At 42.4% G+C, this 15164-nt stretch carries 9 protein-coding genes; 8 read left to right on the top strand and 1 reads right to left on the bottom strand.

Annotated elements, in window-relative coordinates; genetic code table 11:
- The first annotated feature begins 286 nt into the window (after positions 1–286).
- The 7 genes from dusA (at position 287) to VHE99_05095 (ending at position 12169) form a co-directional block, all read left to right on the top strand.
- Positions 287–1282 carry a tRNA dihydrouridine(20/20a) synthase DusA gene (gene dusA / locus VHE99_05065; protein ID HVV68388.1) on the top strand — a complete coding sequence of 332 codons (996 nt, stop codon included), beginning with the start codon at positions 287–289 and terminating at the stop codon, positions 1280–1282.
- Between the two features lie 217 nt (positions 1283–1499).
- Positions 1500–4988 (top strand): transcription-repair coupling factor, encoded by a 3489-nt coding sequence (gene mfd, locus VHE99_05070; protein ID HVV68389.1) that lies wholly within the window; start codon positions 1500–1502, stop codon positions 4986–4988.
- A gap of 171 nt (positions 4989–5159) precedes the next feature.
- Entirely contained in the window at positions 5160–6497 is a 1338-nt protein-coding gene (gene miaB, locus VHE99_05075) for a tRNA (N6-isopentenyl adenosine(37)-C2)-methylthiotransferase MiaB (protein ID HVV68390.1), read from the top strand.
- A complete protein-coding gene (locus VHE99_05080) occupies positions 6494–7462 on the top strand; it encodes a PhoH family protein (protein ID HVV68391.1) in 969 nt (322 codons plus the stop codon). Before miaB ends, VHE99_05080 begins: the two co-directional genes overlap by 4 nt.
- Positions 7459–7926, top strand: a complete 468-nt coding sequence (gene ybeY, locus VHE99_05085; GenBank protein HVV68392.1) for an rRNA maturation RNase YbeY — start codon at positions 7459–7461, stop codon at positions 7924–7926. Before VHE99_05080 ends, ybeY begins: the two co-directional genes overlap by 4 nt.
- Positions 7927–8024: 98 nt before the next feature.
- Positions 8025–9593 (top strand): class I SAM-dependent methyltransferase, encoded by a 1569-nt coding sequence (locus tag VHE99_05090; protein HVV68393.1) that lies wholly within the window; start codon positions 8025–8027, stop codon positions 9591–9593.
- 176 nt (positions 9594–9769) lie between these two features.
- Entirely contained in the window at positions 9770–12169 is a 2400-nt protein-coding gene (locus VHE99_05095; GenBank protein HVV68394.1) for a DNA translocase FtsK 4TM domain-containing protein, read from the top strand.
- A gap of 239 nt (positions 12170–12408) precedes the next feature.
- Here the strand turns inward: VHE99_05095 and VHE99_05100 are convergent, their stop codons facing one another.
- The gene (locus tag VHE99_05100; GenBank protein HVV68395.1) at positions 12409–13335 is read right to left on the bottom strand and encodes a recombination-associated protein RdgC; all 927 of its coding nucleotides are present in this window, start codon (positions 13333–13335) and stop codon (positions 12409–12411) included.
- 217 nt (positions 13336–13552) lie between these two features.
- On the opposite strand from VHE99_05100, the gene VHE99_05105 reads away from it, so the two are divergent.
- On the top strand, positions 13553–15121 hold the full coding sequence (locus VHE99_05105; protein HVV68396.1) for a hypothetical protein: 1569 nt from the start codon (positions 13553–13555) through the stop codon (positions 15119–15121).
- Positions 15122–15164: the final 43 nt, after the last annotated feature.

Consider the following 15164-nt stretch of genomic DNA (forward strand, 5'->3'; position numbering starts at 1 on the left):
GCATTAACATTTTATTAACACATCAGAAATAGCCAAAATGACAGAGAGGCTTTTGTCCAGTTGGCTAGCGCCAATCACACCTTGAGTTATGCGCATTTTTTTATGTATATTTATATTCTTTTATCGTTATTTTATATTAATGAATTTATATATTACTGAATCTTTGGTGTTATATGCTATTTTTGATTCAAACGCTGTTGAATGCAGTTTGAAACCTTTAAACAATTAGCAAGCATTAGGCCTAAAAAATTAGCATTTTGTCAGCTAACTAACATAAAATAAACACATGCAGAACCAGCAAACCAGCCAAGTATCCAAAATGCAATTTCCAATAATTTCTGTCGCCCCCATGATGGATTACACTGACCGGCATTTTCGCTTTCTGCTGCGTCTTATCAGCAAGAATACCCTGTTATACACCGAAATGATTACCACAGGTGCGCTGCTGCATGGTGATTATCAGGGGTTATTGGCATATCACCCAGCTGAACACCCATTAACTTTGCAACTGGGCGGTAGCCATCCAGATGAACTGGCACAATGCGCACGCATGGCCGAAGATTTTGGCTATGATGAAGTGAATCTCAATATAGGGTGCCCAAGCTCCCGAGTACAGGAAGGTCGTTTTGGTGTCTGCCTATTGAAAGAACCGCAATTAGTCGCTGAATGCGTAGCCGCTATGCAACAGGCGGTGAGTATCCCCATCACAGTTAAAACCCGTATTGGTGTCGATGAAATTGATAGCTATGAGCACTTATGCCATTTCATACAACAAGTGAGTCAAGCAGGTTGCAGCCGCTTTATTATTCATGCGCGTAAAGCTTGGCTAAAAGGTTTAAGCCCTAAAGATAATCGTACCATCCCGCCATTGCGATATGATGTGGTTTATCAGCTTAAACGAGATTTCCCGAAGCTTAAAATCATTTTAAATGGTGGCATTCAAACCTTGCAGCAAATCACTAGTGCATTAGAACATGTAGATGGCGTGATGTTGGGGCGTAGTATCTGCCAACACCCTTATTTACTGGCAGAAATAGACGATCTGCTTAAATTGTCATCCACACCATCACTTTCACGTGTTGAGGTAGTGGAATATTTCCTTGAGTATATTCAGAAGCAGTTGATGCAAAAAATACGTTTGAATTCCCTGAGCCGCCATTTATTAAATATATTTCACGGCGTTCGAGGTGCTAACGCATGGCGACGGTATTTGAGTGAACATGCACATAAAACAGAAGCTGGGATTGAAGTGGTGCAGTCTGCATTAAAGTTTATTCTTTAAGAGCTAGCAGCTCATCTACTGTGGGATCAAGATTTCATTTTGGCGTTGAACCTGATAACTCAGGAAAGATGATGCCCAGAAAAAATTATCTACTGAAGCTAGAAGTTATTTGGTGAAAAGATTTGAAGTAGCCTGCATTTTGGCATTTACGGTATTTACTTCAAGCGAATGTTTAAAGTATTCTTCTCTGCTAAAAAATTTCTATATCTCAACTACTATGAATCTCACACAACCTTTAACACATCCTTTACCAGATAAACCAGGTGATCGTCTCATTCTAGGTCAGTTGCAAGGCGCAAGCTTAAGCCTGGCCATTCTGTCAGCAGCGCAAGCAGCTAAGGGATTATTAATTGTCATTACTACAGAAGTTTCCATAGCCAACCAGCTAGAACGTGAGCTCAATTTTTTTAAAAGTGATGCGGATTTACCGGTACTAGTTTTCCCTGATTGGGAAACCTTACCTTATGATCACTTTTCCCCACATCCAGATATCCTTTCCGATCGCATGGTTACCCTGACACAATTGCCGCAATTAACCAAAGGCATATTGCTAGTTTCAGTCACCACCTTAATGCATAGACTCCCGCCCCGCGGTTATCTGGAAGGCAATTGCTTGTTTTTAAAGCAAGGGCAGCGTTTAGCCCTGCAAGTGTTTCGAGAACAACTGGATAAAGCGGGTTATCGTCATGTATCACAAGTGATGCAACACGCAGAATATACCGTGCGTGGTTCATTGCTAGATGTCTTTCCCATGGGAAGCGATGTGCCGTACCGCATTGATTTATTCGATGATGAAATTGACAGCTTACGCACTTTTGATCCTGAATCACAACGCACCTTAGAAGTCATTTCTGAAATCAATTTGCTACCCGCGCATGAATTTCCACTAACGGCTGATGGTATTGGCCATTTCCGTCAAGCTTGGCGCGAGCATTTTTCTGGCAATCCTATGCAAAGTCCTTTGTATCAGAGCATTAGTCAAGGCGAAAGCGCTGCAGGTATTGAATACTGGCTGCCATTGTTTTTTGATAGAACTGATACTTTATTTGATTATCTTCAAAGTAAAAGCTTGATCGTTGGCATTGACGATGTGCATCCGGCGGCTGAACGTTTTTGGCGTGAAGTCACCGAGCGTTATGAACAATTAGGCCACGATCAAACCCGACCCATTTTGCCCCCGAATGAAGTATTTATCCCGGTAGAAAATGTATTTGGCGCTATTAAAACTTTTCCGCAGCTACAATTGCAGGCTGCAACTGTCCCGGAAAAAAGTTATAGCTTAAATATGGCCACTCAGGCTGCACCGATGGTTGCGCTAGATTCACAGGCGGCAGAGCCGTTACACACTTTAACAGCCTGGTTAACTGCTTACGGTGTTATACCTGAAACGCACAAAACAGCTGCAAACTCCCGCGTACTCTTTTGTGCTGAAACCGCTGGCCGACGTGAAGTTTTGGAGTCTTTGCTAAGCAATATTCCCATTCATCCACAATTTTTTGCTTCATGGCATGAATTTTTAACAAGTTCTGCCTCCATTGGCATGGTGATTGCGCCATTAGAACAAGGCATGTCCTTAAGCGATCCTCAGCTGACTTTAATAACAGAAACCCAACTATTTGGTCAGCAAGTGATGCAACGACGTTTACGCAAACGTCGTGCACAAGAGCCAGATGAAATTATTCGTGATCTAACGGAACTGAAAATCGGCTCTCCCGTGGTGCATATCGATCATGGTGTGGGGCGATACCAGGGTTTACAGACCCTTACAACGGGCGAGCAGGTAGCTGAGTATTTAATGTTAGAGTACGCTGATAACGCTAAACTCTATGTCCCCATCTCTTCATTAAATTTAATTAGCCGTTATAGCGGTGCCGATATCGAACATGCCCCTTTGCATCGTTTAGGCTCTGGACAATGGGAAAAAATCAAACGCAAAGCCACGGAGAAAATCCGCGATGTTGCTGCTGAATTATTAAATATTTATGCAGAACGCGCCGCTAAAACTGGATTTGCTTTTGCTAAACCCGATCAGCATTATTTGGCCTTTGCAGCCGCGTTCCCTTTTGAAGAAACACCCGACCAGCAGCAAGCCATTTCTCAGGTCATAGCCGACATGACTGCGCCCAAGTGCATGGATAGGTTAGTATGCGGTGATGTGGGATTTGGTAAAACGGAAGTGGCCATGCGTGCTGCCTTTTTAGCTGTGCAGTCGCACAAGCAGGTTGTGGTGCTGGTGCCTACCACCTTATTGGCAGAACAACATTTACATACTTTTCAAGATCGTTTTGCTAAATGGCCAATTAGAATCGAAGCGATTTCGCGCTTTCGCTCGCGAGAAGAACAGAAAAAAATCCTTGAAGACTTAAGCGCCGGCAAAATTGATATTATGATTGGTACGCATAAACTTTTACAGCCAGATATCAAAATTAAAGATCTAGGATTATTAATCGTCGATGAAGAACACCGTTTTGGGGTGCGTCAAAAAGACCGCATTAAAGCCTTGCGCGCCGAAGTCGATCTATTAACGCTGACAGCAACACCGATTCCACGCACTTTAAATATGGCGCTGGGAAATATCCGCGATTTATCTATTATCGCAACACCACCCGCTAAACGTTTATCTGTTAAAACCTTTGTGCGTGAATATCAAAATGCACTCATTCGCGAAGCTGTGTTGCGCGAAACCATGCGTGGTGGACAGGCTTATTTCTTACATAATGAAGTGCAGTCTATCGAACGCTTAGCCAATGAATTGCAAAATTTATTGCCCGAAGTACGTATCGCAATTGCCCATGGTCAAATGCGTGAACAAGCATTAGAGCGCGTGATGGCTGATTTTTACCATCAGCGTTTTAATTTACTGCTGTGTACAACCATTATTGAATCCGGCATTGATATTCCAACGGCGAATACCATGATTATTAATCGCGCGGATCGTTTTGGATTAGCCCAGTTACATCAATTACGCGGACGAGTAGGGCGCTCACATCACCAAGCTTATGCTTATTTATTAACACCCGCAGAAGAAGTTTTAACGAGTGATGCAAAAAAACGTCTGACGGCCATTGAATCACTAGAAGATTTAGGTGCAGGATTTATGTTGGCGACACATGATCTGGAAATTCGTGGCGCTGGGGAGTTATTAGGTGATGAACAAAGCGGCCATATGCAAGAAATTGGTTTTTCACTGTATATGGAGTTATTGGAAGAAACGGTTAAAGCCTTGAAATCAGGTAAAGAACCGCTGTTGGATAAACCGCTTGCGGCAGCTACAGAAATCAATTGTAAAATCCCTGCACTCATCCCTGAGAATTATTTACCCGATGTGCACACGCGTTTGATGTTGTATAAACGTATAGCCAATGCCAAGAATAAAGCTGCGTTGGATGATCTACAAGCAGAAATGATAGACCGCTTCGGAATCTTACCGCCTGCTACCAAAAATCTATTCCATATTACCGAATTGAAATTACAAGCAGAACCTTTGGGTGTGCGTAAAATTGATATGGGAGTAGAAACCGGCACGATTGAATTTTCACCTAACCCGGCCATTAATATGGCGGCCTTGATCCAATTGGTACAAAAACAACCTGAGCGCTATAAAGTAGTGGGAAGTGAGAAATTACGATTTACGATGCCTGAAGGTAATGTCGATGAGAGAATTAAGGCAATAGAATCCTTGTTGGAGAAATTAAGCATGCCATAATTCGTCGCTGGGGTTAATCACTGTAACCCCCTCTCCCCTTGTGGGAGAGGGGATATAGTGCTTTGCCGGACACCTATGCACAATTTAAAGATGCTTAGCAAGAGGCAGCCCATTCAGCAATTTCTCCAAGCTGTGCTATCATCGTTCATTTTCACCCTGAACTTAAAAATTATGTCACAAAAACTCTACATCAAAACCTTCGGCTGCCAGATGAACGAATACGATTCATCTAAAATGGTGGATGTGTTAAAAAACCATGCGGAAATGACCTTAACCGATACCCCTGAAGAAGCCGATATCCTATTACTGAATACGTGCTCCATCCGTGAAAAAGCCCAAGAAAAAGTGTTTTCCGATTTAGGTCGTTGGCGGCAATTAAAAACGGTGAAGCCTGAGTTAATTATTGGCGTGGGAGGATGCGTTGCCAGCCAGGAAGGGGAGCAGATTATTAAACGCGCACCATTTGTAGACTTGGTGTTTGGTCCGCAGACCCTGCACCGCCTGCCGGACATGCTCAAGCAACGTCAAGATACCCATAAGCCAGTCGTGGATATCTCGTTTCCAGAAATTGAGAAATTCGATAACCTACCAGAGCCCAAGGCCAATGGTGCTGCCGCAATGGTTTCCATTATGGAAGGCTGCAGCAAATATTGCAGCTTTTGTGTAGTGCCTTACACCCGGGGCGAAGAAATCAGTCGCCCATTTGATGATGTGATCTATGAAATTGTCAAATTGGCAGAACAAGGGGTACGAGAAGTTACGTTGCTGGGACAGAATGTCAATGATTACCGCGGCCTCATGCATACTGACGGTAAAGCGTCTTTAGCATTACTCATTCATTATGTGGCTGCTATTCCTAGCATAGAGCGCATCCGCTTTACTACTTCGCATCCATTGGCTTTTTCAGATGACTTGATTGAAGCCTATGCGACAGAACCGAAATTAGCTAATCACCTGCACTTACCGGTACAAAGTGGCTCAGACCGCATATTAGCTGCTATGAAACGTGGTTACACCACTTTAGAATACAAAGCCAAAATTCGAAAACTACGCAAAGTCAGGCCGGATATCAGCATCACCTCAGACTTCATTGTCGGCTTTCCAGGCGAGACCGAAGCCGATTTTATGGCCACTATGAATTTGATTGCTGAAGTCGGGTTTGATGATTCCTTCAGCTTTGTCTATAGCAAACGCCCAGGTACTCCAGCGGCACAACTATCGGATGATGTGTCACTTGCGTTGAAGAAACAGCGTTTAAAACTATTACAAGAACGACTACGCCTACAGGGTAGTCACATCAGTGATGCCATGGTTGGCACCGAACAAAAAGTGTTAGTCGATATTCCGGCTGAACCCGATAAAGTGCTGCAGTTATCCGGCCGCACTGAAAACAATCGCACAGTTAAGTTTGCGGCCAATTCTGAACAAATCAAGACGTTACCCGGTCAAATCATTGATATCAGAATCACTGCAGCTTCAAGACATATTCTAAATGGAACAATAGAATGAAAAAACCCAGGCACACCCTAGAAATGACTTTAACACCTTTTGATAACAAAAGACTCGCTGATCTTTGCGGACAATTTGATGAACACTTGCATCAAATTGAGCGTTACTGGGGTGTAGAAATCAATAATCGCGGCAATGTGTTTCAAATTATTGGCACTAAACGCTCTGTTAACAAAACCGAAGCCATATTGACGCGACTATTTGAGGAAACCGCTCATCCAAATCAGGTCAATCTCGCCAAAATCCACGTATTACTACAAGCCATAGACCAGCAAAGCGAACATAAAAAACCCCCACCAGATTACAATGAATTTGTCATTAAAACGCGTTTGGTTAAAATTCGTCCGCGCAATCCTAATCAATTTCATTATATTAAAAATATTCAGAGCCATGATATCAGTTTTGGGGTGGGGCCTTCAGGCACAGGTAAAACTTATTTGGCTGTCGCTGAAGCGGTAACTTCTCTAGAAAATGATAAGGTCCAGCGCATTATTTTGGTGCGTCCGGCTGTAGAAGCTGGAGAGCGTTTAGGATTTTTACCAGGAGATATGGCGCAAAAAGTCGATCCCTATCTTCGTCCTTTATACGATGCTTTATATGAAATGCTAGGTATAGAGCAGGTGGATAAGCTGATAGAGCGGAATATTATCGAGGTTGCACCGCTGGCCTATATGCGGGGTAGAACCTTGAATGAAGCATTTATTATTCTGGATGAGGCGCAAAATACCACACGTGAACAAATGAAAATGTTCTTAACCCGTATTGGTTTTGGTTCTAAAGCCGTCATTACCGGCGATATTACGCAGATTGATTTGCCTAAAAATGAATTTTCCGGTCTGCGCCATGCCATTGCTGTATTAAATGAGATCAAAGATATACACTTTACGTTTTTTCAGGCGCGCGATGTAGTGCGCCATCCTATTGTTCAATTAATTATTCAAGCTTACGAAAAAGCCGAGAAATGACGTTACGCCTACACTTGCAACATGCTACCTCGTTAAAACCACTGCCTAGCAGGCCGCAATTCCGACGTTGGATATTGGCAGCTTTGGCTGGGGCTAAAAAATTTCCTCTTGAATCACCGAGAGAACTCACGATTCGCTTGGTAGATGAAGCGGAAAGCGCTGAATTGAATAGTACTTACCGACACAAAAAAGGACCTACAAATGTGCTTTCTTTTGTGTTTGATTCTCCGTCTGAAGTAAATATCCCAATATATTTGGGAGACCTAGTCATCTGCGCACCTTTGGTGTTAACAGAGGCAGAACAACAGCAAAAGCCTATACTTGCCCACTTTGCTCACCTGACTATTCATGGAGTCTTGCATTTATTGGGTTATGACCATGAAACGGAACAAGATGCTAATGTAATGGAAAATCTGGAGACGACTATTTTAGGGCAATTGAAGATTGCAGATCCATATGCCTAACCTAGCTGTCATCCTCTGAATATAAAAAAGATGCAGAACATCGCACTCACTGCTACAATCCGTAAAAAATAGAATCAATCTACAGGGAGTATCGCGGTATGGAAACGGAAGCCTCATCTTCATCCTTTAAATCATCTTTACAGCTTGTCCAACCTCAAGATACCATTGCAGCCGAATCGACTACAGCGGCTCAACACCAACTACTTGAAATCACTACCCACGTTGCGGCTCAGCTTCGCCAATTGCTAGGTCGACCTTTACGCGTAGTGGATTTAGGATGTGATGATGGTTTATTCAGCCTGCAACTTGCCTGCGAGGGCGATGAAGTCATAGGTGCTGACTCAAATCAAGCACACATCTTAACCTGCCAAGCACGGGCCAAAGAACTTGGCCTCACCACAACTTTTGTGACAGCCGACATCAGTAATTGGCAGAATTGTGGGAAATCATTTGACCTGGCGCTGGCATTTAATTTGACGCAGTTATCTGATTTGACGAAGATAGAGAAAACTGTACAAGCTTTATCACAGCGGGCAACCATCGCACTGATTACATCGTCTTGGCAGAATACACAAGAGAATACTTCTAATCCATTACCAGCTAACCCCTTTCAATTACTTCGACCCTATGCCTATCTTGAAAAATTAACAGAATACCCATCTAGCGTCACTGACATTAAAAACCCTGTTTTTTTCTGCAGCAATGCCTATTGGTACGCCAAGGGGGCTATGCAACGTTTTGATTATTGGACAGAACAATCACGCCAACGCTTTGAAAAAGAAGTGCATAATAATATTTATCCGCATCGGCAGACACGTCGTTACTATTTTAATGATACCCGGATGTTGAAGCATTATCGCTTAACTGGGGATAAAATTAAAAGCAACCGCAATGAAATTCAAGCTGAAATTAATTTTATTAACAATAATATGGATAAAATTAACACACTACCACGTATGCAAGCTTACAATATAAGCGAAGATGATGCCTGGATGTTGCGAGAAAAATTTTCTGGTATTAGATTAAGTTGTGCCATTTCTGACGGCATGGATTATGACCCTAAAAAAATTCTGGTCAGCATTTTACAGCAGTTGGCCTTATTTGAGCGTCATGGTTTTTATCAGAATGATCTTAGGCCGTGGAATTTTATTTTATCTGAGAATGATACGATATTTTTAATCGATTATGGCACTGTCAGCCAAACACCCCGCGATTCATTATCCAGAAAAAAAAGTGTATTCATGAGCTTTTTAGTGTTGGCTCATGAAATTATTTATAGAAAAGTGCTACTTGTCAGGCAATTCAGCCCAGTTTTTATAAGCCCAAGATATTTTCCTGACAATTATGCCACGTGGTTATACCATCTACTTAGTACTGATTTTAGTCAGTGGAGTTTTGCATTATTTTTAGAATTGCTTGACCGCAAAGAATTACCCGATAGACATTCTAGAACAGCAGCTAATAATATGCTGTTGTGGCTTGACGAAATAGATCAGCACTTGGGCAATCCTAAATTTAAAATGCAGCATTTTCAAAAGTATTTTATTAAAAAATTACATCTGGAAGTTACTAAAGCTGGTTGGAAAAGCAAGCTTACTACCTTTGTAAATAAGTTTTTACTATTATTGCCGCGCTTTAACCAAAAACCTAATCCTGAGCTTGAGTAGAAGGTTTCTCTTCGCAAAACACTTAACCTCTCCCATCCCACAAGGGGATTCCCTTCGGTCATAGACGGGAGAGGTTAAAGTTCTTAAGAAGGAAATACAATTACAATCTTCATATTAACCATCCGACATGGTAAGCTGCGCGCAATTCCTAAGTCACCAAGAAAACGGGCTAAACTTTGAAATCCAAATTAAAAGCCACAATCCCATCAAAATTTGCCGACCATTTTAAACGTCGTCTCAGTGAAGGCGTGCTGCTTGTCGTTGGCATGGTTGCTTTATATTTATTATTAGCGCTATTTACGCATATCCCATCCGACCCCACCTGGTCACATATCACTAAACCCATGAGTGTGGTCAATGGCGGCGGCCGAGTTGGCGCATTCCTATCGGATTTTCTACTGTATCTGTTTGGTCGTTTTGCCTATCTATTCCCACTGATGTTGTTTTACAGCGCATGGTTATATTTCCGCCATCGTGATGAATTAGACACAGATTTCCTCTCTTATTTTCTAATGCTACGTGGTGCAGGATTTCTCTTTATTTTAGTGCCTGGATGCGCCTTAGCCAGCATTCACTGGGGAATAGCTTCTTTGGCTGATGGAGGAGGTCTGCTTGGCAAGTGGATTTCCTTCAGCATGATCCGGTTTTTTAACTATTCTGGGGCAAGTTTGATTCTATTAGGGTTGTTTTTAACTGGCCTCACCCTGTTCACCGGATTATCTTGGTTAAAATTAGCTGATTATCTCGGTGAGCGCGCCTTTCGCGTAAGTGGCTATTTTCAAGCAATGGCGCATCGTATCGATCAATGGGCTACCAATTCCAGTATAGAACCAGAACCGGAGTCAGAAGAAGAAACTCCAGCAACACCCTCGCAATCGCTGCCGAAATCCAAACCACAGATTATGCGAGTCGAGCCCAAAGTTGCGGCACTCAAAGAAATTGAAATTGCCGATCCTGATGAGCCCTATATTTCTTCATTGCAATCAGTTGCTCCTCCGGTGATATCTCCCAAAAGAGTTGCCACGCCTAAACCATCACCCCGAGCCACGCCGGAACCTTCAGGCTTATTTGAACCGCCGCTGGCAGGTACTTTACCTCCCTTAACCTTACTTGATCCGCCAGATCACAGCAACGTCAAGGGTTACACTAATCAACAACTGGAAGCCATATCACGAGACGTTGAGTTACGGTTGGAGGATTTTGGCATCCAGGTCAAAGTCGTCGCCGTGCACCCAGGACCCGTAGTCACTCGTTTTGAGTTGCAATTGGCAGCAGGCACTAAAGTCAGTCGTATTACCGCACTCGCTAAAGATTTGGCACGCTCCCTATCAGTTCTGAGTGTGCGCGTGGTAGAAATCATCCCTGGCAAATCCGTCATCGGTCTGGAATTACCCAATATCGATCGCGAAATAGTACGCCTGCGTGAAATCCTCTCTTCGGAACTGTATCAAAATGCGCATTCACCACTAGCTTTAGCGATGGGTAAAGATATTGCCGGCAGCCCAGTGATTGTCGACCTTGCGAAAATGCCGCATCTACTCGTCGCTGGAACCACAGGTTCAGGTAAATCGGTTGGCTTGAATGCGATGTTGCTGAGTATGCTATTTAAAGCGACACCTGCCCAATTGCGTATGATTTTGATTGATCCCAAGATGTTGGAGTTATCTATTTATGAAGGCATTCCGCATTTATTAACTCCTGTAGTGACAGATATGAAAGATGCAGCCAATGCCTTACGTTGGGCTGTGGCTGAGATGGACAGACGTTATCGTCTCATGGCAGCGCTTGGCGTGCGTAATTTGGCAGGTTATAACGCCAAAATTAAAGCGGCTAGTACTGCAGGTGCTCCAATCCTCGATCCCTTATGGCCAGCTGATTTTGCTGAGGAAGCTCCGCCATTGGAGGAATTAGCTTATATCGTGATATTGGTGGATGAATTTGCCGATATGATGATGTTGGTAGGCAAAAAAGTAGAAGAATTAATTGCGCGCATCGCCCAAAAAGCCCGCGCTGCAGGCATCCATCTGATTCTTGCCACCCAAAGACCGTCGGTCGATGTCATCACAGGGCTGATTAAGGCGAATATTCCGACGCGCATTGCATTTCAAGTATCTTCTAAAATTGACTCTCGCACCATTTTAGATCAGCAGGGCGCTGAACAGTTGTTGGGTCATGGCGATATGCTGTATCTCGCGCCCGGCACGGGCGTGCCCATACGTATTCATGGTGCATTTGTGGCTGATGAAGAAGTGCACCGTGCCGTTCAAGATCTTAAGCGTCGAGGCGAGCCACAATATCTCAATGAAATTTTATCAGGAGATAATGAATCCGCAGAGGGCGCTGCTGGCGGAGAAGGTGGTGATTTTGCGGGCGAACAGGATCCCTTATACGATCAAGCGGTGCAAATTGTCATCGAAACACGCCGCGCTTCAATTTCTAATATCCAGCGCCGTTTGAAGATTGGTTATAACCGCGCTGCGAATATTGTCGAATCCATGGAGGCAGCAGGCGTAGTAAGCCGAATGGATCATACAGGGAGCAGGGAAGTGTTGGTGCAGAATGCGATGGCGGATTGAGAAAGCACAACTCCCTTTCCCCATAAGCACTGTAATCCCCTCTCTCCTCGTGGGAGAGGGTGAGATTAGGCCATTGCATTAAAAAATGAAAAAACTATATTCTTTATGATAAATTTATCTTTTTTTTGAGCGAAACGGCCTTAGTTACCCCTCCGTAACCCTCTCCCACAAGGGGATAGGGGATTACAGTGCTTAACCTAACTCCTATACCCATAAGAGGAGAGGGAATAAAGTAGTGTTCATGCTACTGCTGTAGCCACCTCTTTTTCCGTGATCTGAATAAACGATTCCGCCAAATCCTTAAGCAACGCCGATAATACTTCAGTCATAATAAAAAAATCCGCCGCAAACTGCTGCTGCTTAGTTTCCGGTTCTAACTCTTTGGCTTGCGCAATGACCTCATCCTGAAACTTAATAGAACGTAAGGAAAAATCATCTGCCAGCACAAATTGCACATGTTCTCGCCAGGAAAGCGCTAATTGTGTCACTTCACAGCCATCTTTTAAAATCCATTGTATACCATTAGCTGATAAATCCTGCTGCTGACAACGAATCACACGACTTTGCTTACGTGGATCACTTAAGACACAGGATTTTTCTATAGTAAAGGTCTCTGGGTAATTTTCATGTGATAACCAGCGGGTCAGCGCGGTAGTTAGCTTGGTTGCTATCAGCGGCTGCATACTGGTTGCTGGTAAGGACTTTTTGAGTAGCTCCAGAAATTTCTCAGCTCTGGGCTTGGACACAGTATCCAACACTAACCAATTGTTCTTAGTATCCACATAAGCATAAATTCGCGACATCTTACTAAAAGCTCGCGGCAGCAAGGTCTGAATAATTTCATCTTTTAAAGCATATTTCTCTTTTTGCGAAACTTTGCGATCTCGAAGAGCAGAAATTTCTTTGGCTTTTTCTTCTACCGCCTGACGCACCACCGTCGCCGGCAATATTTTTTCCTCTAGTTGTAAACACAGCAACATATAACCATTCACGCCATGTGCTAGCGGTGCATCCTCTTGTTCCAACGGTGGCACAAAGCCGCAGCTAAAGGGCAAGCTGGGCAAGCAAGGTGTAAACGTCAACGGCTGCAAATGATCGCATAAAGCCTCTGTATCGAAGCGCAGAGCCGGAGAGAGTTGAAGAATTTGGGTTTGTTTGAACCACATAGAATTTCACCATATTTAATTTTCAAATGTGCTTCGAGTATATCAAGTCTATAAACCTATCTGAAACCCTTATGCCTAGTTAATTTAAATTTTTATGCGCTAATTAATAACACTCTAGGTAAACACAAATTTAATAATCTATTAAGAAACACTTGTTAGTATTGAAAAAATATTAATTATATATAAACCAATTTAAAATAAATTAGGTACAAAAGCTATGTCAGAACTTAAAAGATCATTCAGCGCCAAGACTATGATTCAAAAACACAAAGTAGAAATTTATCAGCAATTGGTGGAAGCTTTAAAGGTTGTTTCTAAAGAACAGAGTGAAATAAATTATGAAGAGATATTCTCAATATTAGAACAACGATTATCTAAGCCCTTTATGGAAAATCCTTCAAGCGCAGGACAAGATATTGATGGGCTAACGCTGTTTCAGGCTGGGCTAGAAGTTGCGGATGAAGAATATAAAAACCTACTAGAAAGATTCCAGCAACTGAATCCTCATTCTGAAACAATCAATCTTATTAATAAAAGATTAGAAACTATTGACATTTTAAAACAAGAAATAATTCAGAAAATTCAAGATCTAACCGATGGCTTAGAGCTTAAACATTCATCGTTAACCCAACCTGCATTATTTACACGAACTCCGAACTTCTCCCCCATAACGAGTAGTACTCACTCATCACAATCAAGTTCATCCTCTAGCTTGATATCCTCTTCATCCTCTTCGAGTTCATCTTTCTCAACTTCGAGTACTTCAACAACCAGCTCGGACATATTCGAATCTAAATTTTCCTATAAACAAGTCGCTGCTTTTAGGGCGCTTTTGGGTACTGAAACAGACCAAGGCATCGCATCGCAAGAAAAATTATTTGCTATTTTTCCCACAACTAAAAAAAGCAAAGGCGGCGAAACAACACGAGTTTTGCCCCATCATCCCTACGCGCTAGAAATGTATAAAATCGCTTTAGATAAAGGTTACATAAAAACTATCCAACAATTACTCGAAGCCTATGTCAATTATTTGGCAATTAAGGCAAATAGCATGGGTATGCCTTTCTCAAAAGAAATACTCGAAGAATACTTGGAGCCATTTTTTTCCTTAAAAAACGTAGAAGGTCGGACTTTAAGTGAAATTAATTCTAAAGAAAAAGTAAAAATCCAGAACTATTTAAACTCAGTAGTTGAATGTGAGTATGGAAGCAAAGTTGCAGATGATCCTGATAAAGAAGGCTACGCTAGTTTAAAAAGTCATGCAGCAACTATGGCGGTATTACCAAGTACACTAGCTAAAAATGCACAAATAATTTATTCGATAATTAGTCAGCTTGAAATACTGATGAAAGAAAAATCGATTAGTCAGAAATCTTATGAAAGATATGAAGCTTTACTTCAAGGTTGGCAGGAAACATTTTTCGCTAAGTTAGTAGCATATGCGGGGAATAAAAAGAATAAATATCCCGACATACCCTATGCTTATGTCAAACAGATCTATGCGGATATTATCCAAGATATTATTAAATGGAAAGAATTGCTTGGAAATATGCCTCGGCAGCAACAACCGGATAAAAAAACCAGTTTCAAAAAATCTCACCTTAGAGCATTGACTAACCTCACTTTAAGATTTACTCCTAAAAATGTGGTAGTGGATCATGAGTTAACACCGCTTCAAACCACTCGAGAACGTAGACTGGCCATCGTGAACAGCAACCCAGAAAGAACTGCCGCTGCAAGCTTACCAAATTATAGGCCGGGTGGTAGGAGACCAGGTGAAGATTAATGGTCTTCTAGTCCTTGTCCTTCTTCCCTTGTGTGCATATGAG

It is taken from the genome of Gammaproteobacteria bacterium (assembly GCA_035546635.1).
Lineage (GTDB): Bacteria > Pseudomonadota > Gammaproteobacteria > JAURND01 > JAURND01 > DASZWJ01.